The following is a 25,738-nucleotide window of genomic DNA, read 5'->3' as shown; positions in this document are numbered from 1 at the left end:
ATGTTTAGACAGCACAAACACGGATGAAAATCAACTGGATATTCCGTATGACCTATTTTTAAATATGAAAAAAACATGACGAGAACCATGGCATGCCAATGTGCTATAACGCTCGTATGAGCGCGCGCTGAATTGCTTTTTAGCACAATTGAGCCATGAAAAACGTACAAAATTACATCTCCGATTTTAAGAAACGTGCAGTCTCACTTTTCTTATTTTTAATTAAATTCTCTGGTGTACCTTCAAATAGCACCTGACCACCTTCTTTTCCTCCTTCAGGGCCGATGTCGATGACCCAGTCTGCAGATTTGACCACATCGAGATTGTGCTCGATGATCAGTACAGTATTCCCCCGATCTACTAAACGGTTAATTACCCCCATCAGTACATGGACATCCTCAAAATGAAGTCCTGTAGTCGGTTCGTCAAGAATATAAAAAGTATTTCCAGTATCTTTTTTTGAAAGCTCCGTAGCGAGCTTAACCCGTTGCGCCTCCCCTCCCGATAATGTGGTGGATGACTGACCTAAAGTGATGTAACCCAATCCTACATCTTGTAAAGTTTTGATCTTCCGGTAGATGCTCGGTACATTTTCAAAGAAATCTACGGCGTCATTGATGCTCATGTCAAGCACATCTGAAATGGATTTTCCCTTATATCTTACCTCCAAAGTTTCTCGGTTGTAGCGTTTTCCATGACATGTTTCACAAGGAACCTGAACATCAGGAAGGAAATTCATCTCAATGACCTTCAGTCCGGCACCCTGACAGGTTTCACAACGGCCCCCTTTGACATTGAATGAAAAACGCCCCGGTTTATACCCCCGGATCTTCGCCTCCGGAAGTTGAACAAATAAGGTTCGGATATCCGAAAATACTCCTGTATACGTCGAAGGGTTGGATCGCGGCGTACGTCCGATCGGACTTTGGTCAATTTCAATGACCTTGTCAATATGTTCCAAGCCTTCGATTTTCTTGAACGGCAGCGGTGTAGCCTTAGCCCGAAAGAAATGTTTATTTAAGATGGGGTACAAAGTGCCTGTGATCAAGCTGGATTTGCCCGAACCCGAGACACCTGAGACAACGATCAGCTTACCCAGTGGAAACGCCACAGAAATATCCTTTAGGTTGTGTCCTGTTGCTCCATGCAGTGTCAATGTTTTACCATTGCCTGTACGACGTTTTTCAGGGATCTTCACTTCTTTTTTACCATTGAGATAAGCCGCAGTTAAAGAATCAGATTTTAAGATTTCCTGAGGACTGCCTTCGGCCACTACCGTGCCACCATGAAGGCCTGCGGCAGGTCCCATATCGATCACATAGTCCGCATGTAAGATCATATCCTTATCATGTTCGACCACCAGTACTGAGTTGCCGATATCACGCAGGTTTTTGAGCGCATTGATTAGGCGTTCATTGTCCCGTTGGTGTAAACCGATACTTGGCTCATCCAAGATGTAAAGCACATTGACCAGCTGGGAGCCGATCTGTGTCGCTAGACGGATCCGTTGAGCCTCTCCGCCTGAAAGTGTTTTGGCAGTGCGGTCCAAAGTCAGGTAATTTAAGCCGACATCCAAGAGAAAGCCCAGACGGGCACGGATTTCCTTAAGAATTTCTGTAGCGATGACCAATTGCCGATCATCTAGCTTGTGCTCAACTTGATCAAACCAGGCTTTCAGTGTAGCGATATCGAGCGTAGATAACTCATGAATATTTCTGTCTGCAATTCTAAAATGCAGGGATTCCTTCTTCAGGCGGGCACCATGGCAGCTTGGACAGGTTACCTTCGTTCTAAAATCATCCAGAGAAGGAGTTTCATCCGAAGATTTTCCTGAAAATTCTTCAAGCATCTTGAAGATACCTTCAAATTCAACGCGATACTCACGGGCACCGTAGCTCCCATAGGATACCGTAACGACAATCGGCTCTTCTTTATTGCCAAACAAGAGCTGATCGATCTGTTCCGCATGAAGTTTCTCCAGTGCTGTGGTGACTGTGAAGTCTAATTTTTTTGCTACTGCTTTCAGGACCTCAAATGTCCAATTCTCGCGGGTCGGCCCCAAAGGCGCAAGACCACCTTTTTGAATACTTAGCTTTTTGTCCGGAATGACGGTATCTTTGTCGATTTCAAAAATATAACCCAGTCCATCGCACGTCGGGCAAGCCCCGTAGGGTGAATTGAATGAGAAGGTATTTGGCTGTGGTTCATCATAGGAAATTCCTGACTCAGCATCCATCAAATAACGGCTATAAAACTGTTCCTGATTGTCTTTGGTAGAAACCTTGATAATACCTTTTGCAGTTTTCATGGCTTGCATGACTGAAGTCTGCAAGCGTTTCATGTCCTCGCGTTCTACCTTCAACCGATCTACTACGATTTCGATATCGTGAATTTTATAGCGGTCCACCTGCATTTTAGGGACAAGATCCAGTATTTCACCATCAACACGTACTTTGACGTAACCCTGTTTGCGGATCTGTTCAAAAAGTTCACGGTAATGTCCCTTACGACCTTTGACAACTGGGGCCAGGATATTCAATGCCTGTCCTTCAAATTCAGTGAGGATCCGTTCGATGACCTGGTCGTCAGACATCCGCTCCATCTTTTTTCCCGTCATATAAGAAAAAGCTTCCCCGGCACGGGCGAACAAAAGGCGCATGAAATCATAGACTTCAGTAATGGTTCCTACTGTGGAGCGTGGATTCTTACTTGTGGTTTTTTGTTCGATGGAAATAACCGGGCTCAGTCCCGATATCTTGTCGACATCAGGGCGCTCCATGCCCCCCAAAAATTGACGGCTGTAGGCACTGAATGTTTCCATATAACGGCGCTGACCTTCCGCATAAATGGTGTCAAAAGCCAAGGAAGATTTACCGCTGCCACTTAAGCCTGTAACAACGACCAATTCATTTCTTGGAAAAGAAACATCTATATTTTTGAGATTATGTACACGTGCGCCAAATACTTGAACTTCACTTTGTTCGCCCAAATCTGGGCCCTTTTTTACTGTCATGAAAACTCCTTAAAGTCCCCGTTAAGGGATGAAATGCAAAACATGCAAAATTACAGATTTTAAAGGAATTATGCGAGCCCATTTGACTTTTGGAACAAAATGTGATATACAAGTGATTTAGCTCTCTGGTGATGCGGTTATGTGGTTGTCAATATAAAGGATATTGCTATCTTGTGATCGGATTAGGGATGGAGGTCAATAAGGTAATACATATGCGAAAATACGACGTTAGCAAACAGGAGAAGCAATCGATTGAAGATATTGTCCGATTTTGGAAAAAAGAAAATCTGTTGGACGAACAGAAGGCCAATGAACTTATGGAAAGTCTCGATGTCAAAAGTTTTGACTGGGGACAGCTGGCACGTTATGCCTTCTGGATCGCCCTTGCCTCTTTAGTATTTGCAGTGTTCTCCTTGTTTACCGATGCTACTTTTTTAGCTTTTGTAGACTCACTGTATGAAGCTCCCAATATCCTGTTTTGTTTTTTCTTTGCGGCGGTTGCCGTACTGTTTTATACCTTGGGTTTTCGGTATAAAAAACGGTACCCCTATAAGCATCTCTCCACAGAAACCATGATGCTGATCGGTGTATTTGGTACAGCTGCTTGCATCGGGTTTATGGGAAAGGTATTGGACAAAGACACCATGCATTATTCTTTTTTATTCCTGCTTTCTGTTGCTATCTATGGGCTGCTGGCCGTAAAGCTCCATAGCAAGCTGATCTGGACTTTTATGTTGATTGCCTTAGGGGTATGGTTTGCCACTGAAACAGCTTATCATAGTAATTGGGGATTTAAATTTTGGGGGATGAATTATCCCTTGCGTTTTACCATTTTTGGCGCTCTGATCACGGCGGCAGCGGTTTGGGCGCAACCCCGATTTGAGCAGCTGCGGGTTTTTCAGCCCATTAGTTATATTATTGGACTGATTTATCTGATGGTCTCATTATGGACTTTATCTATATTCGGTAACTATGCAGATTTTTATGAGTGGACCACCGTACGCCAGTATCATATGCTCTATTGGGGAATATTATCAACTGCAGTTTCGGCGTTCTTGGTGATCTATGGGTTGAGGGCCAAAGACAATGTCACCCGTGAGGTGGGCTTTGTGTTTTTAGTACTTAATATCTATACCAGATATGTCGAATACCTTTGGGACAATATCAATAGGGCTGTATTTTTTCTGATCCTTGCAGTTTCATTTTGGTTTGTCGGTCGCTGGGCCGAAAAACTGTGGAATAGGCGGAAAGAAGAAATCGAGGGCTGATCGTATTGGTGATCCCGGACCTAAAAAATGCCCATTGCCACAGCTATTTTCCAGGAATAGAATAGGTGAGGGTAATGGGCATCGCTTGGTGGAGATCCTGTCGGATGATAATATTAATTGATTTTCAATGAATAGGTAATATTTACCCCACCAGCAGCAAGCATATCATGTACGGAGCAGTATTTCTTGACAGCCAGCTCAGCAGCTTTTGCGGCCTTCACCTCGTCAATGTTACCCTTTAAAGAGAAATTAATGTGGATATCCGTAAATGTCTGTGGAATTTCATCCCGGCGTTTCCCTTCGACTTCGACCTGGATATCATCGATTTGCTGGCGTTGTTTGACCAATATGCTGTGGAGGTCAAAGACACTGCAAGAACCTACTGCCATGAGCACCAGTTCCATGGGGCGGACCCCCTTGCCTTCACCGCCGATAGCTTCAGAGCCATCGATGTTAACTTTGACAGGAGATAATTCACTGCTGGCCTCGAAATGCACAGCTTGGTTGACACGGTTTAATTTGATTTTCATCTTCGTATTTCTTTATTCGTTTTTTGCCCGCTTTTATTGAACGTCATGCTACTATTGGCGAACCCAAATATCACTTCACCCTGTTATTTTCATGCATTGATACTTGGGCTAGTCAATCTGGATCCATGTTACACAAATATACAAAAAAGGCAGACGAATAAACGTCTGCCTTTTGTCAGTATGTTGGCTACAACTTATTTTGTCGGAGCAACCGTATCCGGTAATTTTACACCACGGTATTGCGCTACATCCACCAAAGGGATTTTGGTATTGTACGTACTGTTGATGGCATTGATGAAAATGTTTGCCATCAATGCATTTCCGATGGGAGTGAGGTGAATGCCGTCCAGTGAAAAAGCATTTCCAGTGATATATTTGGCACTGACAGCAAGTCCATTGATTCGTACTCCCCCCTTGACATTATTCAGGAACTCGTGCACATCCGCGACAGCAAGTCCTTTTGACGCTGCTGCAGCTTTAATGGCTGCATTGTATTCATTGATGCGTTCCACGACAGTCGCAGTTTCATTTACGTCAAGTACGTATTTGTCTTCTACTGGGTTCAGTGGGTGCAAACCATATGGGATTTGAGCGCCATTCGGTTTCCCTAATAAACCAGTTGATGAAAAAGGAAGAACAAAATAATCTTTATCGGTTGCCGCTCTAGGACCTGATTTTGTAGTAATATAAATATCCTTAACAGGCTGTGGCGGATTGGTAGCATTGACTGCTGCCAATAAAGCTGTACGTGTAACTGTAGTAAAATACGGTGTTGCAGTGACATCAGGAATGGTGGCCAAGACTCCTTTTTGTTTGCCAGCAGTTAAAGCCGTGACATAGTTGTTTAGCAGAGAGGTAAATAAAGCCGTTGATGTCAATGTTGACGTTGGTCCATCCTGTACACCACCATTTGTTGCCCAGCCAAGGGCATCATTGTTGCCCAGAGCAAAACTGAAAAAAGTGTGTTTTTGAGTCGTCGAGTAGGTAAAATAGGTCTTCATGACATCTGCATCTGGCAATAAACGCTCAAAATACATGTTTCCTGCTGGAGATCCTATACCTTCAGCAAAAGCCATATCCATACGCATACCCGGTACGCCTAAGTTGTTGATCGGTTCGGTATATTTGGTCAATAGTTTTGGCGAAGCCGAACGGTAAGCCAACTTATCAGTTACCTGCGCAGTTACCGGCTGTCCATTGACTAAACCGGTCAGGGTAATATAACCCGAACCGTTGGCTTGTGCTTCACTAAAGAACGGAGATTTAAACTCGCCACCACCAACTTGTTTTAATTGCTCAGCAATCAAATTAGGGTAGGCTACTTTTTGTCCTTCTAAATAAAGCCCGCCATCAGCATAACCTGCGGTCAATGAGTTTCCAATGGCAACGTAGTTCGAAAAGTCGACAGCGCCCGCAGATGGGGTATATTCGTCCAGAGACGGTTTACATGAGGCGATCGATAGCAGTACGAACACCGCACCTATATAGAGTTTATTTTTTTTCATCTTTATCAAATTAGGCTGTTAATAATTACCATTTATAGCTTATACCGATACCGGGTGCAAAAATATTGGTCGCATAGGTGCCCGAAAGGTGACTGTCGACATTCGTTGAATGACGGGCCATGATGCGTTGGTAGGCAAATGAACCGGTGATATCAAATTTTGGAGAGGGCTTAATCGTGAGCCCCCCAGATATCAGGTACCGCGTATTGTCAGGTGTCTCCGGATAAACATATGCACTCTGTTGTACAGGCGTTGAAATAATTCCTCCACCGATACGCAATTGCAGGCTTTCGGATGCAATGTATTCCAATCCGGCTTTAACGGAGCCCGCTTTATCATATTTTTTCGGCGAATGCGTGTCCTGTAGTACAGGCGTATTTTCCTTGTAATCGAAATCCAGTGCCTTGTAGACATCATAGTTGATAAGTGTTGCGTCGATCGCCATCTTCAGTTTCTCTGAAACAGGGAAGGCTATCCCTGCAGCAAATGTTGAAGGTAAAGGCAGCTCAGCGCTAAAGGTATTGCCCTCGGGGAAATTACTTGCCACGGATGCAGGAACTTCAAAAATCGCATCCCCATCTTTAAGCTTGGTGACGACCTTTGAACGGTAACTTAACGATAAAGCAAAATCATCGTCTAGGTTATAGTGGATACCGACGTTATAGCCCGTACCTGTACCCGTACCTTTTAATGTTGCAAGCCCAGCACGGCCATCTGGATAAAATACTGGAACGGAATTTTCTAGATCAACGGTACCTATATTGTAAACAAAACCACCCCCAATACTGAAATTGTCAGTCAATTTGAAACTTAAGGTAGGCTGGATGTAGATGGCACGCAAAGACAAACTGACCAGGCTGAATTTGCCGATCCATTCTTTTCCCCAGTCTACAGCCCCACCATAAGGCGTATAAACACCAATACCAGCCTTCCACCAGGAGTTTTTTGGACCAATGGCAGCAAATACTGAAAATGGCGTTGAAACCTGATTTCTAGTATGATAAACAACAGTGCTTCCAGCTTCTTGAAACGCGGATTTGTACATAACAGCATTCCCTGCGACGGAAATCGCATTATGGTCCATTTTTGCCAAAGCACCCGGGCTATAGAAAATGGAAGATTCATCTATAAAGTAGGCCGAGCCTGCACCTCCCATGCCGACAGCTTTGGGACTTTGTAGATTCACTTGTGATCCTTGTGCAAACAAGAGCGACGGACTTGCACAAAGTATTGAGAATAATAGTTTCTTCATACTAGTGTTTATTTTTGGTTAATTCCTCTTTAAAATACAATGCTAACATAATAAATGTTTGACTAAAATTAATAAATGTTGTGTAATATTTTTTTTGCTCGTACCTTTAAGTGCAAGGATACTAAAAATTAAACGATCATATTATATGGCTACAATCACTTTTAAAGGCAATCCAGTAAACACAAAAGGCAATTTGCCTCAGGTTGGCGAGCAAGCGCCTGATTTTAAATTAACTGCAGGAGATCTTTCCGATAAATCCCTAGCAGACTTCAAAGGTAAAAAAGTTGTGTTAAATATTTTTCCTAGTGTAGATACCGGAACTTGTGCGGCTTCTGTACGTGCCTTCAACAAAGAAGCGTCACAATTGGACAATACTGTAGTGTTGTGTATATCAAAAGATTTACCTTTTGCTCAAGGCCGTTTCTGCGCCGCAGAAGGGTTGAATAATGTCGTGACATTATCTGAATATAAAAATACAAATTTTTCGGATGCATACCAACTGACAATTGCAGATGGGCCCTTGGCAGGTTTGCTGAGCCGTGTTGTCATCACATTGGATGAAAACGGAAAAGTATTATATGAAGAACAAGTAGCAGAAATTGCAGATGAACCAAACTATGCAGCGGCTATTGCTTCGTTGAACTAAATAAGCACGGGAGATTAGCGCTGGAACAAAGATGAAGGAGAATATAAGCAAGCGTTAAGCTGAACACAACTAGTGCCTCAAGATGCAAGACAATAAAAAAGCGTGCTCAATTTCTGAAGCACGCTTTTTTTATTCATCTATTTTGTTTTTTCCAATGCCTGTAGGATATCATCAATAATATCCTGTTGATCTTCCAGACCAACGGATAGGCGGATACTGCCTGGTTGGATGCCTAAATTTAGGCGTTCATCTTCGGATAATTTGGAGTGTGTCGTAGAAGCCGGATGTGTCGCGATTGATCGTGAATCCCCCAAGTTTGAGGTATATAAGATCATTTCCAATTGATCAACAAACGCTTTTGCACGTTCAAAACCACCCTTAACCACAAAGGTTACAATACCACCACCGGCTTTCATCTGCTTTTTCGCCAGCTCGTATTGTGGATGACTCGGTAAGAATGGATATTTGACATCCTCGATCTCAGGATGACTTTCGAGGGTCTCTGCCAAAGCAAGAGCATTTGAACAATGGCGGTCCATACGGATTCCCAAGGTGTCCAAGCTTTTGGACAAAATCCATGCATTGAATGGGGATAAGGCTGGCCCGGTATGGCGGATAAAGAACATCAGCTTGTCCATCAATTCCTGTTTCCCAACTACGATACCACCCAAGACACGGCCCTGTCCGTCCATATACTTAGTCGCAGAATGGATGACAAGGTCAAATCCATATTGAATCGGTTTCTGAAGATATGGTGTAGCAAAGCAGTTGTCGATGGAAAGAATGATATGCGGGTATTTCTCCTTGAATTTGCCTAACCATTCCAGATCAACCAGCTCCAGTCCGGGATTAGATGGTGATTCCAAAAAGATAATTTTCGTATTTGGCTGTATGGCTTTTTCCCATTCTTCGGGGTTAGCTGCATCGACGTAAGTTGTTGTGACCCCCCAGCGTGGGAAAAGCTGTGTAAATAACTGATGAGTGGACCCAAATATCGCACGTGACGAAACGATATGGTCGCCACTTTGGATAATTGCTGCAAAAGAAGCAAATACGGCGGCCATCCCCGAAGCAAAGGATAAACCTGCTTCAGCGCCTTCCATAATACAGACTTTGTTGATAAATTCAGTCGTATTTGGATTCGCATAACGGGAATACACCATTCCCTGCTCTTCTTCCGCAAAGATTGCCCGACCTTGCTCTGCGCTGTCAAAGATAAAACTTGACGTTAAGTATAACGGAGTCGAATGTTCGCGAAGTGCTGAACGATCGACCTGTTCTCGTATGATTTTAGATTGATCTTGTTTCATGATGTGTAAAGGTACGAGATGAAACTTTTAAATGGTAGACCTGCTGACTAAAAAACTCATTTTTTTGATTCATTACCACAAGACATGCGTACCTAACAAAAAAAAATGGCCGGCATACATGCCGGCCATGTAACCATGGTTATTTTATTTTTTAACAAATTGCATCACAACAATGTCCCCCGAGATGAAGGTCAACGTATTGTCTTTTACATCAAAATTTGTGGTGGATTTCAAACCATTCATAAATTCATTATAAGCAGCATTTTCACAGTGCATCATGGTAGATATCAATTTGTCGCCAATTTTGATGGAATTTCCTTTTTCACTTTCATAGGTCCCACCGATACCATTACAACCATTATTGCCTTCCACTTTATGGTCTTTTGTCGTAAATGTCAATGTCGGGATTTTATCTTTAAATAGCTCATTGAGCGCTTTCCCTGCTGTTTCAGGAGTGGTGAGCGATTTAAGCTCCCAGGTTCCCTCCAATGAAGCGTTATCGACAGTACTTGGTTTTTGTACCATGGTCGCTGTGTCTCCAGTGCTGGTGGCTTCTGTTTTTTTTCCTGTTGTGTTGCAGGCAATCGTTGAGAAAGCCAGGGCAACTGCCAAAATCATCAAGTTTCCTTTCATAATCATTTCTAATAATAATATAACAATCCTTTTTCTGTACTATAAGCTTATAATTATCATGCCAATCTTATCCTCAACCGAGGTGAGGAGTTGCGCGATGGGGTTAACTTCTTAAAAAAGTACAACTGAAGACAGTAGAATAAGGCTGGAGCTTTCTATGACAATCGATTGATTGATATGGATAGACCATAATACAGAAATTTTACATTTAAAATGTGATTAAACTTCTTATCTTAGGACTTTACAACCTAATTTTCTAGAAGATAAATAAAGAATATGTTGACAATCTTGCTATCCTCCATCTTGCTCTCCAGCGGAACTGTTAAACCCGATACATTAAAAGCTTACGGAGCTTTGCCTACCGAACGCCAATTGAAGTGGCAGGAGATGGAAACTTACTGTTTGATCCATTATACACCGACCACTTTCCAGAATAAGGAATGGGGATATGGTGATGCGAAACCATCGCTGTTCAATCCCTCGGCTTTTGATGCCAACCAAATTGCTCAGGCCGCAGCTGCGGGGGGATTTAAAGGGTTGATTTCTGTTGCAAAACATCACGATGGCTTTTGTTTATGGCCTACCAAGACAACCTCTTATAGCGTTGCTTCCTCTCCCTGGAAGAACGGTAAGGGTGATATGGTGAAAGAGTTTATGGAAGCGACCCATCGTAATGGGATGAAATTTGGGGTCTATCTTTCCGCTTGGGACCGTCATGACGAACATTATGGTACAGCAGCATATGCTAATGCATATAGGCAGCAGCTGACTGAGCTGATGAGCAACTATGGGCCGCTTTTCACTTCATGGCACGATGGTGCCAATGGAGGTGATGGTTATTATGGTGGACATGAAGGAAAACGGATAATCGATCGGACCACCTATTACGAATGGCATGAAAAGACCTGGCCAATTGTACGGAAATTACAGCCTGATGCAGTGATTTTTTCAGATATTGGCCCTGATATGCGTTGGGTAGGCAATGAGAAAGGATTTGCCGCTGAAACATCCTGGGCCACTTTTACACCGATCGGATTAAATGGGAAAGTCGCTGTGCCTGGAGCAACAGAATCCCATAATGCAGAAACGGGTGATAGAAATGGAAAGTATTGGATCCCGGCAGAATGTGATGTGCCACAACGCCCAGGATGGTTTTATCATGAGGAGCAAAATAGCCGTGTAAAGACACCAAATCAGCTCTTTGAAATCTACTTGAAGTCCGTAGGAAGAGGTGCCTGTATGAATCTTGGATTAGCACCGATGCCTTCCGGCACACTTCATGAAAATGATGTTAAATCGTTGCAGGCTTTTGGTAAGAAAATCAAGCTGACATTCCAGGATAACCTGGCCGAAGGGGCGACGATTACAGCTTCGAATACACGCAATGGAGATACAAAAACCTATGCCACGGCACTTATTACTGATGCTGACCGGTATAGCTACTGGGCTACGGATGATACGAAGACCGATGCAACCTTGGAAATTCAGTTGAAGTCTCCGGCGACATTCGACCTCATTCAGCTACGCGAGAATATCAAATTGGGACAACGTATCGACAGTGTGGCCCTGGAACAATGGGAAAACAATGCTTGGAAACCGCTGGCCAAGGCCACAAGTATCGGTGCAAACCGCCTGATAAAACTTGAGCAGCCAACCACAACCGCACGTCTACGTTTACATATCTATGCTCCTGTCGCGATCACCCTCAGTGATTTTGGCTTATTCAAAGAGTATGATGAATCTTTTTCGTTTGATACCCAGGAGCTTAAAAAGCAATCTGGATTTAAATTGAAAACAGGAAGATCGAAGGATAATGCATATATAACTGATGGGAAACCATCAACCTTTGCTACAGTTGGAGATCAGGGAGTTCTTGTGATTGCCACTAATGGAGCCACTTCTGGTATTGGTTTCCTTCCTCGCCAGGACGGGAAAACAGGAGGCATCCCGACACAGTATAAGATATCCACCAGTGCAGATGGTAAAAAATGGACGCTGGCCAAAGAAGGTGAATTTTCCAATATCAAGGCAAACCCAATTCTGCAGCAAGTGTTTTTTGATACAGCAGCCGATACCAAGTATATCAAATTTGAACCCAAACAATTTATTGAGGGCAATGAATTGACTATTGCCGAACTTGAACTCTATGGTAAATAAACTGCTGCTGCTCGTGGTGGGGTTAGCTCATGCTACGCTCTCTTTTGCGCAGGATAAACCGCTTGAACTTTGGTATGATAAACCCGCTAAGGTGTGGGAGGAGACGCTGCCTTTGGGCAATGGACTGATCGGCATGATGCCAGATGGGAGTCCGGAACGGGAAAAAATCGTCCTCAACGAGATCAGCATGTGGTCTGGGAGCCCGGAAGACCCCAATAACTACCAGGCTTATAAAAATGTTGAAGCCATCCAGACCTTACTGAAGGCTGGAAAGAACGACGAAGCCGAAAAATTGGTCAACGAAACTTTTGTGACCAATGGCAAAGGTTCGGGCGGGGGAAATGGTGCCACTGTACCTTATGGCAGTTACCAGTTGTTTGGTGACCTGATCCTGACGTATAAACTACCATCCGCGCCCGTGGAAGATTACCGTCGTTCCTTAGATTTGTCGACAGCCACGGCGAAAACCTCGTTTAAGATCGGAAATCGGAAAATCCAACGTCGCTATTATACCTCTTTTGATAAAAATATAGGGATCATTCAGCTGGACCAAAATACAGACGCGGTACAGACTGTAGGGCTCTCTTTCGAACGGAAGGAGCATATAGATCGATATACACTGTTGGACGATGGTATCCTGATCGAAGGGGCGCTACCAGATGGCAAGGGCGGCAGAAACTTAAGATTTGCTGGGCTGATTAAAATAAAAGGCAACAACCTGCAGGTCAGTAAAAAAGATTCCATATTGGAAGTCTCAGCAGCAGGCAATCTTGTGGTCTATCTGACGGCAAGTACTTCCTATTATGGACGAGATCCGTTGGAGACCGTGAAGACGACCATGGCCAAGCTTCCGGCCAGCAGTCCAGGTAAATTATACCAAAATCATCTGGCCACTTACCAGAAGATCTTCAACAGGGTTACCTTGGAGCTGTTTGGAAATCCATCGAACGCAGGTATTCCGACCAATGAACGTATTGCCAAATTTTATAAAAATCCTGCTCAGGATCCAGATCTGGCAACAATTTACTATCAGTACGGGCGCTACCTGAATATTTCGAGTTCGGCCCCGGGACATCCCCATGCGCTTCCACCAAACTTACAAGGGCTGTGGGCCAATGAGATCAATACCCCGTGGAATGGCGATTATCATCTGAATATCAATGCCCAGATGAACCATTGGGGGGTGGAAGTCAATAACCTGAGCGAGTACCACAAGCCCTTTATTGAAATGATCAAACGGGTTGCAAAGACCGGTCAAAATACCGCAAAAGCATACTACAATGCGCCGGGCTGGGTGGTCTATATGATGACCAATATCTGGGGGTATTCTGCTCCTGGAGAACAGGCATCCTGGGGAGCAAGTACAGCCTCGGGCTGGCTTTGTAATCACCTTTGGGAGCATTATCTTTTTACGGGTGATCAACAGTATCTGAAAGAAATCTATCCGATCTTAAAAGGAGCAGCACAATTTTACGACCATACCTTGATTCAGGATCCGAAGACCGGCTGGTGGGTTACGGCACCTTCAGTATCACCTGAAAATGCCTTTCGCATGGCCAATGGTCATGTTGCTGCGGTGGTCATGGGACCGACAATAGACAACCAAATTGTACGTGAATTGTATCAGGCATTGATTCAGGCTGATTCTATTCTGGCGATAAAAGATAGCTTTGTGGGGACCTTGAAAGCAAAACTCGAGGTAATTCCACCACCTGTAGTCGTCAGTAAGTCCGGACGTGTCATGGAATGGCTGGAGGATTATCAAGAAGTAGAACCCAAACATCGCCATGTATCCCATTTATATGGATTATATCCAGCAGCATTTATTTCTCCGCAGACCACACCCGAATGGGCAGCAGCGGCGCGTAAAACCCTGGCCGTACGCGGTGACGAAGGGACAGGCTGGTCCAGAGCTTGGAAAATCTTGTTCTGGGCAAGACTTCAGGATGGTGACCATGCACTGGAAATCCTAAGACAGCTCCTAAAACCTGCTTTTGCCAGTGAAACGACCTATCAGGGAGAGGGCGCTGGGACCTATCCCAACCTGTTTTGTGCACATCCTCCATTTCAGATTGATGGTAATTTTGGTGGCGCTGCGGGGATTGCCGAGATGTTGGTGCAAAGTCACAATGGATATATCCACCTGCTGCCAGCATTACCTAAAACCTGGTCTAAAGGAGCGGTGAAAGGACTTAAAGCCCGTGGGAATTATACGGTAGACATGAAATGGGAGAATGGAAAAATTGTCGATCTTAACATCAGTGGAAAAAAAGGAAAAGTACGCATCTTTCAAAATGGAGAATATAAGGACTACCAGGTGCATTAAGTTTTCTTGATGCTGAGCGGGCAAAATCAAGGTATATTAAATTAGTATTTGTTATAAATAGAAGAGCAATCGAGTTGAGCTGAAGGAAATCTGCTGAAATTTAACGTTTATTGTCTTAAAAAATGGTATATTTGAATTAACGGTTTAATATTTGTTATTTCAATCAGCATGAAGGTTGTTCAATTTACTGTCCCCGTCGTTTATCAAGGATCTATTTGTGTACAAGAAGATGTCTTGCCTTCGTTTTATAGCAATTACCATCGGCACAAAGAAATCCAGCTGACTTATATTTTAAAGGGTCGGGGGACCTTTATGATCGGCAACTTTACCCATAGTTTTGAAGAAAATGAAATCTATATTGTGGATGCCGATGAACCCCATATGTTTAAGACTGCGGAAGACATCAAAGATGGGATTCATGCCATTCATATTTTTTTCGATTATGAGCATTTTAAGTCTTTTCTGGATTTTCCCGAATTTGATGATGTCAAGTACTTCCTGGAACATATCAATGTGAGTAAGAAGCTAGATGCCGAACACTCCCTCACCTTAAAAGAGAAATTTATACAGATCAATTCCACGGCAGGCATAGACCGCTTATTGTCTTTTGTAAAGCTCATCAACTTCCTGAGCAAAAAGGTGGATCAATGGACTTCATTGTACACCGGTATTCCACAAAAGAAATTCTCGGATGCGGAAGGACTTCGCATCAATGAAATATTCCAGTATACCTTTCAGCATTTTGGAGACAAGATCTCCCTGGAGGATATTGCTGCTGTCGCGCATATGACACCACATGCCTTCTGCAAGTATTTTAAAAAACATACCCGAAAAACGTATGTGACATTTTTGAATGAGATCCGGATTGAGCGGGCCTGTAAAATGCTGATCGATGAATCCTCTGAAAGTGTTTCCAATATAGCCTTTAAGACAGGCTTCAACAATGTGGTCAATTTCAACCGGGTATTTAAAAAAATTACGAAACTCTCCCCAAGTGAATATGTACAGGAGCATCGTATGCGCGATTAAGCTGTTCCAGTTGATAATATAGGAGAAGCTCTTGTCAATAAAATTTAAAGATCGCAGACGCAAAAATGCTATTTTTGAAGTTTAACATGGTCACTCCAATGAACAAAAATCTAATTAGTCTACTTGCCTGTCTGTTTTTCTGTTTTGTGCAAGCAAAGGCCCAATCAAGCATCTACCAAATCGATACATTACAATATCAAGGGACAACCAAAAGTATGGTAAATCTGGTGATTTTAGGCGACGGCTATACCCAGGACCAATTGAACGATTATGTAGAAGATGCCAAGCAGTTTACCGGTTATTTTTTCTCGATAGAACCTTTTAAACAGTACAGTAGTTTCTTTAATGTATTTGCCATCCGTACCATATCTGAAGAGTCCGGTGCGACCCATGACTGTAAAGCGGAAGATTGTGTACATGGTGAAATAGACCTGAGCAAATATCCAAAACGATACAATAAATTTCCCCGGGACCATCCCGTCCCGGTGACCCATCCCAAGACGATCTTCGGCAGTAGCTTTGACAATGGTGGACTGCATCGACTGGTGGTCCCTCAAGATAATGACCGTATTGAACAAATCCTGAAGGGTCATATCCCTAACTATACACAGGTGGTCATTTTGGTCAATTCACCTTTTTATGGTGGGTCCGGTGGTAAGTGGGCAACCTCAACGGTCAATTTCAAAAGTAATGATATTGCAGTACACGAAATCGGACATTCCTTTGCTCAATTGGCCGATGAATATTGGGCAGGCAACCAATATGCCATTGAATCGGTAAACCGTTCGCAGTCGGCAGATGTGAACCAGATTCCATGGAAATACTGGATTGGTCAAGATGGTGTCGGCATCTACTCCTATGGAGATAAAGGTTCGCCTTCGAATTGGTTCCGGCCGCATGAATATTGTAAAATGCAATATCTTGTAGCTCCATTCTGTCCGGTGTGTCAAGAACAGTTTGTGGCCTCGATAAAACGGAAATCAAGCCCTTTTATCGCTGTAAAGCCAGCCTTGGAAAGCAGCATGACACTGGATAGCCTGCAGAAATTTACCTTACATCTGGCAAAACCATCACCAAATACCTTTAAGCTGACCTGGTTGTTAAACGGCGAAACCATTGCCACCGATATAGATTCAATCTATGTCGATCCGGGTATGCTGACCGTTGGTTCCAACGAACTGAAGGTCACCATTCGGGATACAACGAATCTGCTGCGTAACCCCGCCTATGTAAACCATATAGACTCCGTGGTTTGGCAACTGGATCAGGTGACTTCTCCTGATCTGATGGCTCCTGTCCGTACCTGGGGCGATACGCTGGAGACCTGTTTTGGAGGGGATCAAGTGCTCAGTGTGAAGAAGCCGGTGGCTGGAGTGAACTATCATTGGTATGAGACTGCTACCGGAAAACTGCTCGGAACCGGTCGTAATGTGTTTGTACAGAATTTGAAGAGATCTAGCTACTATCAGGTGGTTGCAACTTGGAAAAACAAACAATCCGCTCCTGCCCGGGTTTTGTTAAAAACGCTGGAGAAAGTGGAGCGACCAACGAAGATCCGTGTCAAGAGCGGCAAAAAGAAAAACCAGATCCAGCTGATCGTACAGGATAAGTCCGACGCCAGGTTTAATTACATCTGGTTAAATGCTGATGGTAGCCCTATTTATGAATGGGATGAATTTAATGGCGAATATGTTCGTCCAACTGGTACAAATAACATACTGACATTAAAGCGTACCGACAGCCGCCGGAAAGTTTATGTTCAGAAAGTAGATCTGGAAACCACCTGTAAGAGTGAAAAAACAGAAGTAATATTTTAGATACACTATTGCTGTCAAATGATTTATGAGTTAATTTTAAAGTGCCGGTTAATTAACTTATAAATCATTTGTGTTTATGAAAAAGAAAACCAAGTCGACTTGGAAGATCTTTTCATGTGCATTCATCCTGATTTTAGCCGTAGCTCCATCCTGTAAGAAAAATCCGAAACTTCCAGATGAAAGCCATGAAAAAGCTCATGTCGTAAAATTCAAAATCAAGGATTTTGAAACGATTGTCAATCCTCTTAAAGGGCAGTCCCCCAGTCGTAGTAAGGCAGCATCCACCACTGCTGAAGCTGAAAATCAAGTATTGTATTATTGGGATTTTGATCGGGAGAACGCAGACCCGACGGTGGCATTGGAATCCCCGGTTCAGCTGGATTACAATACGGGTAAAACAGACTATAATTTTGTGGCCGGATGGCCATCTACTGGCAAAGCGATCAGTTTCAGGGGAGTCAAAGAAGTATTGGTTAAAATCCCGCTTTCGACTATCACAAGGCTGGGGAGCTTAAGCTTTGATGCCAATAGCTCAGCTACGGGACCACGTGCTTTGGTACTGAGTTATTCTACGGACAAAGGAAGTACATTTGCTCCTCTGACCGATACCCTACATTATCCGTCCAACTTAACTTCTTCTGCCAAGTTTGCTGTTGACGAGCCCCTGAGCCCAGTCGCTACCCCCCAGGCTGGAGAACTATGGCTGAAAATAAGTCTGTTTGAAGGTAATAGGGCAGGAGCTTCAGACTATAATCCGGTGACCGGAACGTTTAAAATGGATAACTTAAAAATTAGCGGCATTGCCGACCAGTCTGTCTTACAGAGCAAGTTGTATTATCATATTTTTGATGCGGGCACAAAAATAATGATCAAGTCGGGCAGCCTCAATGCCAAAGAAGTTTTTGATATCATCCTGCCAGAAGGTAACTATTATCTTAGCTTGGTCGCTAAAAATTCTACCTTGCCATTCCAGATAGCAAACACAGCCAATGATATCAACAGCTTTTATATCTCAAATCCTTTCAAGGAGCATGATGCGGAGACTTTTGCCGCCCGTGATACCTTTGAGGTAAAAGATGCTCTGGAAAGAAAGCTGACACTAAACCGAATTTACAGTGAGATCCAGTTTGAGTTTATAGATACCGTAGATCTGAGCCAAATTGATAGTGTACAGGTCCGACAGCTTCATCCGGCCTTTTTGTATTATCCGTTTGTCAGCAAAGTCAATGACAAAGAAGATCCTGCCCTCCTGACTATTATTCCCGCTTTTAGTGGCGACAATAAGAATATGGTCTTTAATCAGTTTATGGGAGATTACCTCGCAAACAAAGAGGTGAAATATGAATTAAGTGTCTTTAGACAAGGGGAAATGATACGAAGATTCATGGTGGAAAGCAGCATTTCGAATAATGTGCAGTTATTGTTCAAAGGAAAATTGCTGGAAGGCTTCAAGGGAGGTCAGGGATTTGTGGTTGAGAAGAACGAGAAATGGAAAGATAACATCGTGATTGAGTATTAATCCGGAAAGTTAATCCTGCTGGTGATCCCTGCTCTGGATCAAAAACAATGGCTGTCCTATTTTTCAGGGCAGCCATTGTTCATCTAACCTAGACAGTAAGGTTATATTAATTTTTTTAATAAAGTATTCCAGCCAGCCAGATCGTGGAGGATTTTCTCAAGATCAGCGATTGCAACACGCTCTTGTTCCATGGTGTCGCGATGGCGGATGGTGACTGTATTGTCTTCCAATGAATCGTAGTCCACGGTGATACAGATTGGCGTACCGATAGCATCTTGCCGGCGGTAACGCTTTCCGATGGCATCCTTTTCATCATATTGGACATTGTAATCCAATTTCAGTGTATTCAAGATTTCACGGGCTTTTTCTGGAAGACCATCTTTTTTCGTCAGTGGTAAGATCGCTGCTTTTACGGGGGCAAGTGCTGGTGGGAATTTCAATACCACGCGGGAATCTTGTTTTTCCGCTGTGGAAAGATCTTCCTGTACCAAGGAATTGCATAATACAGTCAAGAACAGCCGGTCCAAGCCGATCGAAGTTTCAATGACATAAGGAATGTAGTTCTGATTGATTTCAGGATCAAAATACTGCATTTTCTTTTTGGAGTACTCCTGATGTTGTTTCAGGTCAAAATCCGTACGGGAGTGGATACCCTCCACTTCTTTAAATCCAAATGGGAAGTTGAATTCGATGTCCACGGCAGCATTGGCATAGTGAGCCAATTTATCGTGGTCGTGGTAACGGTAGTTTGATGAATCGAAGCCCAATGCCAAGTGCCATTTCAAACGTGTTTCTTTCCATTTGTTATACCATTCCAATTCAGTACCCGGGCGGCAGAAAAATTGCATTTCCATTTGCTCGAATTCACGCATACGCATGATAAACTGACGTGCAATTACTTCGTTACGGAAAGCTTTACCAATTTGTGCAATACCAAACGGAATTTTCATACGTCCTGTCTTTTGAACGTTCAGGAAGTTGACGAAAATACCTTGTGCGGTTTCAGGGCGAAGGTAAACCTGATCAGCTCCATCTGCCATAGCACCCATTTGGGTTGCAAACATCAAATTAAATTGACGTACTTCAGTCCAATTTTTGGTACCTGAAACCGGACATACGATATTATGTTCTTCAATGATGGTTTTCAGTCCAGCTAAATCGTCTGCATTCAATGCGGTATTCAAAGCGTCTAATAATGCAGCAGCTTCAGCTGTCTTACCATCTGCCTCATAACGTGCAATCTTATCTTCGATCAATTGATCAGCACGGTAACGTTTTTTTGAATCCTTATTGTCGATCATCGGGTCGTTAAAACCATCAACGTGACCAGATGCTTTCCATGTTGTTGGGTGCATGAAAATTGCGGCATCAATACCAACAATGTTTTCGTGCAATTGCACCATGGATTTCCACCAATAAGTCTTTAGGTTGTTTTTTAATTCCGAACCCAATTGACCATAATCGTAGACGGCACTTAATCCGTCATATATTTCGCTCGATTGAAATACAAAACCGTATTCCTTCGCGTGTGATACTACACTTTTGAAAAAGTCGTCTGTCTGTTTGCTCATAAGTGGCAAATATAGATATTAGTTTTAGATTTTAGATATAAGATTCTTGATAAGAGGTATTCTTTAAATGCCTAAATCACGGATCTGCTGGGACGCATTTTTGTTATCTACTTTTTTGATGATATGCTGGATAATGCCATCTGCATCAATCACAAAGGTTGTGCGTGCTGTACCCATATATTTTTTACCATACATGTTTTTCTCTACCCATACCCCATAAGCCTCCACGAGACTTTTGTCTTCATCGACAAGGAGCTGGAAAGGTAATTCGTGTTTGCTGATGAATTTTTGGTGCGATGCTTCGCTGTCCACACTTACGCCTATGATTTCAAAACCATCTTTTTTCAAAGACTGATAATTGTCTCTGAAATTACAGGCTTCCGTGGTGCAGCCTGGTGTATTGTCTTTTGGATAAAAATATAAAATAACTTTTTTCCCTTTGAAATCTGAAAGGCGGACGGTGTCCCCATGTTGATTTTTTGCACTGAAATCCGGTGCCTGCTGTCCTATTTCTAGTGTTGCCATAATTATTTCTATTTAGCGTATTAAGATACGATTTATCCCCGATAAAATCATCGGATAAGTATGAAAGCTTCATAAAGCAAGACAGCTGATCTATCTGCTGAAAGAAGCTTCGTATGTTTTTAAATTACCTTTATTGTCTTTTACTTCCAGTTTGAGCCGATGTGTACCACTGCCCAGGTTTGCCTCAAAGTCGTGCCATATATGTCTGGTCTTGGGATCATATTTCATCAGCGCCCACTTCCCGTCAATATAGGCTTCAAAAGAAGCGATGCCTGACAGGTTATCACTGATGGTGAAATCGATCGATTTTTGGACGGAAACGTTCTTTCCATCACTCAGGTTGCGTGCCCTGATGTTTGGTGCCAGCGTGTCAACAGCGATATAGAATCCCCCAAATTCACGTACATTGGCGACGACCCAACCAGCTTCGTATTTACCACCCTGGGCGGAGCCATCGGCAGAGACAATCAGCGCTTTGTCGTAAAGACGTTCGGGGAGGGTATGGTCAGGTTTGATCATCAGCTTGTAGTACCCGAAGAGTGGGGTATATTTATTATGGATGTGCTGTACTTCCGAGTAGCCCTTGGCCGGTTTTGCCGACTGGGAATAGTTGAAATAAAGGTCATTATAGAGGATGTTTTTGCCCATGTAGATCCTCGCATTTTCTGCCTCGTATTTATTCTCCTCAGCATAATGAAACATTTTGAGTCCGGCAGGTGTCTGGCGGTTTATTGCTAAAGAAGGATTGTTCTGCACCTTGAAGTTCAATTCGCTCTTGTTGCCCTGAACATCTTTGACGACATATTTAACCCTGTGGACTTCATTGTCCTTCAGCTCGATCATTCCCTGGTTATCCAGATGCTTAAAGATGCTGATCGGATTGTTGGGTTCTTTAAAACTTTTCTGTATACGTACGCCGGATTTTTTCAGATAAGGGTAGTCCACATAAGACTGAATGGCACGTGTCTGATCAAAAGGGATTGACTCAAACAATACGGTGCTGATATTTTTGTCGTCGAGAAAAAGCTCGATGGAATAAACACCATAAGTAAATGAGATGCCGCCCCGCTTGTCAACGGTATTGATGCCTAGCCCAAATTGTCCATTGACGGAGATTGGCGCCGTGGTTGCCAAGCTGTAATTACCCCCACCAGCCGATCGGATGGTCTGATGCCTACGGGGGGTATTTTCATTAAAAATCTCGTCGCCAAGATCATAGACCGTAAGTCCCCGGATGATCGGTTTTACGCCATCTGGAAATAAGAGACCGAATAGCTGTGGGTTTAAAGGAAGTTGGGCTTTGGTATCCCGGATTTCAAAATGCAGATGTGGTCCGGCAGAACCGCCTGTATTTCCTGAATTGGCGATAAACTCTCCTTTTTTTACCGGCACCTGACCTGGTTTTAGAAATACATCCACATCGAAACGCTTTTGTTTGTACTGTTCGTCTTTGATGATTTTTGCTAGATCCGCGTTGAAACTTTCCAGGTGCATATATACTGTGGTATACCCATTGGGATGATCGATATATACATAATTTCCGCCGCCACCGATTTGCACCCTTACACGGGAAACAAAGCCTTCTGCGGCAGCATGCACCGGAATATTGATGCGCTGTTGGGTACGGTAATCATCCCCCCCATGAAAATGTGTTGCCCGTAGTTCTCCAAAAGATCCTGAAGCTTGCGGGGCAATATTCATCGGACGTGCAAAATAGTTCTTCGGGTAATTGCGACTTTTGATAATATCTTGTCCCCGGCTTAGCCCTGCCATGCAAATCAGTAAACCCAGTAGTAATGCTGTCTTTTTCGTCATGCTCTTTCCTCCTTATTTAATTTTACAGCTAAACATTTTTTGTTGGCCTATAAAACCTTCCAGCAAATCTCCAATAGCGACCGAACCAACACCCACTGGAGTGCCTGTGTAAATCAGGTCTCCTTTGCGCAACGTGATAAATTTGGATGTATAGACAATCAGGTCTTCGAAGGAAAAAATCATATCCTTGGTATTCCCTTCCTGGACTGTATTCCCGTTTTGCTGCAGAGAAAAATCAATGGCATACACATCCGTTATTTCTTCCTTTGGAATCAAATTGCTGATGACTGCGGAATGGTCAAAGGCTTTTGCCAATTCCCAAGGAAGGCTTTTCGCTTTCAGTTCCTGTTGCAGGTCCCTTGCTGTAAAATCTATTCCCAGGCCAATGGCATCATAATAAGTCGAGGCAAATTTTGGAGTAACATGTTTTCCTTCTTTGCAGATCCGAAGTACAACCTCGGTCTCAAACTGGATGTTATTGGAAAATTCAGGATAATAAAAATCTTTGTTATCCTTTAACACGGCGGTATCTGGTTTTAAAAATATGATGGGATTTTCAGGGACAGGATTATCGAGTTCTTTTGCGTGGTCGGCGTAATTACGGCCTATGGCAATTATTTTCATGCGTGTGAATTATAATAATGATAAACAAACTTAGCAAATGTCCTATGTTTATCCAAAAATGAAGAAACATAAGCGTATGTACAATTTAATTCAAAACATATATTTATATAGGTTTTAGTTAGGTTTTGTTTAGGTTTTAGTTAGGTATAATATAGCTTATACCTAACTAAAACCTAAATTATATCTAACCTAATTCATATTTATTCCTAACTTAATTTAAACATTAATACAGATCGATTGTTAAGGGGTAGGTATTAAGTGATAATTAAACAAAAAACTTAAAGTATGGCTATATTAGAAGATGGGCCAAATGGTGGTTTTCGAGGTAAGGTTGGATCGATATATGGATACAATCGTATGGGACAATGGATTATTCGGGGTGCAAGGCGGAAAAGTAGTAAACCTCCGACTGAATCCCAACGATTACATCGCCAGAAAATGAAAGCTGTCGGAAAATTTTGTGCGGAAAACAAGGTTGTTTTTGATTATGGCTATGGGCAAAAAAAGGAAAAGGGATCTAAATATGGTGCATTTCAATTTGCGCAAAAACATGTTTTCAATGATGTGCTGGCTTTTGACGCTGATTATAATCCTATTGTGAATTTTGAAAATTTGAACGTGTTTGTGGGAGATCTAATGCCCCCAGACGGGACGAAGGTAAGTGTGAATGAAGGACGTATATTTTTGGAATGGATACCAAACCCGGCGTATGATGATGAAATTTATAAGTTAAATCTGGCATGCGTTAGCTTAAATGATTTGTGCTCGTTAAAGCTAGCAGTTGCATCTGTTAGGGATGGTCAATGTTTTGTCGATGTACCGGTTGAATTAAATCTGCAAGCTGAATATCATGTGTACATCGGCTTTTGGGACACGTATAGAGATGTATTTTCAAATTCTACCTATTGCGGGACCATTTAATAGGATTTTTCCGGCTACTTGTGTATCTTTAACACTATGAATAAAATACAGGCTGTATTGTTTGATTTAGACGGTACATTAATTGATTCGGAGTATTTCTATTTCAAAAACTGGGCTCCGATATTAAAAGAGGAGTTTGATCTGGAGATCACTTATGAAGATTGGATCCGCGATTTTGCAGGGCATACAACGGCGCATAATGTCGAACGCTTGATCGACGATTACGGATTTGATACAACGCAGGAATATATGTGGAAGCGCACTCGGGCAGCTTATGCGGACTCCAATATGAGTGATATTCAGTTAATGCCCGGCGCACAGGAAATCTTGGCCTACCTGAAAGAGAATCACATCCGCATTGGTTTGGTAACATCTAGCTATCGTAGTACGGTCGATACGGTCTTGGGAAAACACGGTCTTCTGGACTACTTTGAATTTTTTGTGACTCGGGAATGTGTGGAATCTCCTAAACCCAATCCTGAACCCTACCGTTTGGCGCTGAAAAATCTGGGATTACCAGCAATAAGCTGTGTGGCGATTGAAGATACATTGACAGGTAGCACTGCTGCTTTAGGCGCTGGCCTGCAATTGATTGCTGTCACCAAACAAGAGGTTGAGCGTGCTAGACTAACAGCTGTGGATAACATTGTGGAAAACTTATGGGCGGTAAAAGCCCTGTTATCCCAGTGGAATGAAGTTAGTCGTGTAATTTAATCGTTTTAGCATTTGTATTTTTATTCGGATATCCGTAATATTACCGAATTGTAAAGGGAACTCTGATTATGAACCGTAGAACCGCAATAAAGCAATTTTTCATTATCGCCGGTGGATTGACGATTTTGTCCTCCTGTATGAATGATGGAGGTGCATCGATTGTATTGAACAAACTGAAAATATCTGCTGAAGACGAACAATTTTTAGGTGATCTTGCCGATATCCTGATCCCGAAATCGGATACACCAGGGGGAAAAGACCTCAATTTACACCTTTTTGTGATCAAGATGGTGGATGATTGTGAATCGCCGGAGAATCAGGAAAAATTTGTAGCCGGTTTCAACAAACTTAGAAAACAACTCAACTTAGGCAATAGCAAGGAGACTGAGGTTGCATTGGCAAGCTTGAAAGACAAGACGGATGAAAAAGCATTCTTTGAGATCTTTAAATCGCGTGCCATTCAAGGCTATATGAATTCAGAATATGTGATGAAGAATAAGGTTATTTATAAGCTTATTCCAGGGCCGTACAATGGTGCGGTAAAAGTAAACGGATAAATCCAA

20 protein-coding genes are annotated in these 25,738 nt (G+C 42.8%); 10 read left to right on the top strand and 10 right to left on the bottom strand.

The annotated features are described in order from the left end of the window. Positions 1–172 precede the first annotated feature (172 nt). A complete protein-coding gene (uvrA, locus tag HX021_RS05195; protein ID WP_286588958.1) occupies positions 173–3,013 on the bottom strand; it encodes an excinuclease ABC subunit UvrA in 2,841 nt (946 codons plus the stop codon). A 212-nt stretch (positions 3,014–3,225) separates the two neighbouring features. On the opposite strand from uvrA, the gene HX021_RS05190 reads away from it, so the two are divergent. After that, positions 3,226–4,281 (top strand): DUF2157 domain-containing protein, encoded by a 1,056-nt coding sequence (locus HX021_RS05190; protein ID WP_286588957.1) that lies wholly within the window; start codon positions 3,226–3,228, stop codon positions 4,279–4,281. Between the two features lie 113 nt (positions 4,282–4,394). On the opposite strand, the gene HX021_RS05185 is transcribed toward HX021_RS05190, so the two are convergent. The 3 genes from HX021_RS05185 to HX021_RS05175 form a co-directional block, all read right to left on the bottom strand. After that, the gene (locus tag HX021_RS05185; RefSeq protein ID WP_286588955.1) at positions 4,395–4,811 is read right to left on the bottom strand and encodes an OsmC family protein; all 417 of its coding nucleotides are present in this window, start codon (positions 4,809–4,811) and stop codon (positions 4,395–4,397) included. A gap of 194 nt (positions 4,812–5,005) precedes the next feature. Continuing rightward, positions 5,006–6,316 carry an SGNH/GDSL hydrolase family protein gene (locus HX021_RS05180; protein ID WP_286588954.1) on the bottom strand — a complete coding sequence of 437 codons (1,311 nt, stop codon included), beginning with the start codon at positions 6,314–6,316 and terminating at the stop codon, positions 5,006–5,008. Positions 6,317–6,341: 25 nt separating this feature from the next. Further along, positions 6,342–7,568, bottom strand: a complete 1,227-nt coding sequence (locus HX021_RS05175; RefSeq protein ID WP_286588953.1) for an OmpP1/FadL family transporter — start codon at positions 7,566–7,568, stop codon at positions 6,342–6,344. A 145-nt stretch (positions 7,569–7,713) separates the two neighbouring features. On the opposite strand from HX021_RS05175, the gene tpx reads away from it, so the two are divergent. Beyond that, on the top strand, positions 7,714–8,214 hold the full coding sequence (gene tpx, locus HX021_RS05170; protein ID WP_286588951.1) for a thiol peroxidase: 501 nt from the start codon (positions 7,714–7,716) through the stop codon (positions 8,212–8,214). 137 nt (positions 8,215–8,351) lie between these two features. Here the strand turns inward: tpx and HX021_RS05165 are convergent, their stop codons facing one another. Then, entirely contained in the window at positions 8,352–9,524 is a 1,173-nt protein-coding gene (locus HX021_RS05165; protein WP_286588950.1) for a trans-sulfuration enzyme family protein, read from the bottom strand. A 144-nt stretch (positions 9,525–9,668) separates the two neighbouring features. Continuing rightward, the gene (locus tag HX021_RS05160; protein ID WP_286588949.1) at positions 9,669–10,157 is read right to left on the bottom strand and encodes an META domain-containing protein; all 489 of its coding nucleotides are present in this window, start codon (positions 10,155–10,157) and stop codon (positions 9,669–9,671) included. Positions 10,158–10,433: 276 nt separating this feature from the next. Between HX021_RS05160 and HX021_RS05155 the strand changes: the two genes are divergently transcribed. From HX021_RS05155 to HX021_RS05135, 5 genes are all read left to right on the top strand, one after another. After that, positions 10,434–12,314 carry an alpha-L-fucosidase gene (locus HX021_RS05155; RefSeq protein ID WP_286588948.1) on the top strand — a complete coding sequence of 627 codons (1,881 nt, stop codon included), beginning with the start codon at positions 10,434–10,436 and terminating at the stop codon, positions 12,312–12,314. Next, the gene (locus HX021_RS05150; RefSeq protein ID WP_286588947.1) at positions 12,304–14,640 is read left to right on the top strand and encodes a glycoside hydrolase family 95 protein; all 2,337 of its coding nucleotides are present in this window, start codon (positions 12,304–12,306) and stop codon (positions 14,638–14,640) included. Before HX021_RS05155 ends, HX021_RS05150 begins: the two co-directional genes overlap by 11 nt. A 168-nt stretch (positions 14,641–14,808) precedes the next feature. Continuing rightward, positions 14,809–15,669: a helix-turn-helix domain-containing protein gene (locus HX021_RS05145; RefSeq protein WP_286588945.1), complete on the top strand. Its 861-nt coding sequence runs from the start codon at positions 14,809–14,811 to the stop codon at positions 15,667–15,669. A 98-nt stretch (positions 15,670–15,767) separates the two neighbouring features. Next, complete coding sequence (locus HX021_RS05140; protein ID WP_286588944.1) at positions 15,768–17,486, top strand: M64 family metallopeptidase; 1,719 nt, start codon at positions 15,768–15,770, stop codon at positions 17,484–17,486. Between the two features lie 76 nt (positions 17,487–17,562). Continuing rightward, positions 17,563–19,005: a hypothetical protein gene (locus tag HX021_RS05135; protein ID WP_286588943.1), complete on the top strand. Its 1,443-nt coding sequence runs from the start codon at positions 17,563–17,565 to the stop codon at positions 19,003–19,005. A 101-nt stretch (positions 19,006–19,106) separates the two neighbouring features. Here the strand turns inward: HX021_RS05135 and HX021_RS05130 are convergent, their stop codons facing one another. From HX021_RS05130 to HX021_RS05115, 4 genes are all read right to left on the bottom strand, one after another. Then, positions 19,107–20,576, bottom strand: a complete 1,470-nt coding sequence (locus HX021_RS05130) for a glycine--tRNA ligase (protein ID WP_286588942.1) — start codon at positions 20,574–20,576, stop codon at positions 19,107–19,109. 63 nt (positions 20,577–20,639) lie between these two features. Continuing rightward, positions 20,640–21,101 carry a thioredoxin-dependent thiol peroxidase gene (bcp, locus tag HX021_RS05125; protein WP_286588940.1) on the bottom strand — a complete coding sequence of 154 codons (462 nt, stop codon included), beginning with the start codon at positions 21,099–21,101 and terminating at the stop codon, positions 20,640–20,642. Positions 21,102–21,191: 90 nt separating this feature from the next. Continuing rightward, positions 21,192–22,916, bottom strand: coding sequence for a M23 family metallopeptidase (locus tag HX021_RS05120; RefSeq protein WP_286588938.1), 1,725 nt, complete (start codon positions 22,914–22,916; stop codon positions 21,192–21,194). Positions 22,917–22,928: 12 nt separating this feature from the next. Then, positions 22,929–23,540 (bottom strand): fumarylacetoacetate hydrolase family protein, encoded by a 612-nt coding sequence (locus HX021_RS05115; RefSeq protein WP_286588936.1) that lies wholly within the window; start codon positions 23,538–23,540, stop codon positions 22,929–22,931. A 285-nt stretch (positions 23,541–23,825) separates the two neighbouring features. Here HX021_RS05115 and HX021_RS05110 point away from each other — a divergent pair, with 285 nt between their 5' ends. From HX021_RS05110 to HX021_RS05100, 3 genes are all read left to right on the top strand, one after another. Then, positions 23,826–24,461 carry a hypothetical protein gene (locus HX021_RS05110; protein WP_286588935.1) on the top strand — a complete coding sequence of 212 codons (636 nt, stop codon included), beginning with the start codon at positions 23,826–23,828 and terminating at the stop codon, positions 24,459–24,461. Positions 24,462–24,497: 36 nt separating this feature from the next. Continuing rightward, a complete protein-coding gene (locus HX021_RS05105) occupies positions 24,498–25,175 on the top strand; it encodes an HAD family hydrolase (RefSeq protein ID WP_286588934.1) in 678 nt (225 codons plus the stop codon). 68 nt (positions 25,176–25,243) lie between these two features. Beyond that, positions 25,244–25,732: a gluconate 2-dehydrogenase subunit 3 family protein gene (locus tag HX021_RS05100; RefSeq protein WP_286588932.1), complete on the top strand. Its 489-nt coding sequence runs from the start codon at positions 25,244–25,246 to the stop codon at positions 25,730–25,732. Positions 25,733–25,738: the final 6 nt, after the last annotated feature.

The sequence above is a fragment of the Sphingobacterium sp. N143 genome (genome assembly GCF_030325625.1).
Lineage (GTDB): Bacteria > Bacteroidota > Bacteroidia > Sphingobacteriales > Sphingobacteriaceae > Sphingobacterium.
Note: the sequence above shows the minus strand (reverse complement) of the source record. Positions and strands in the feature narration are given on the sequence as shown.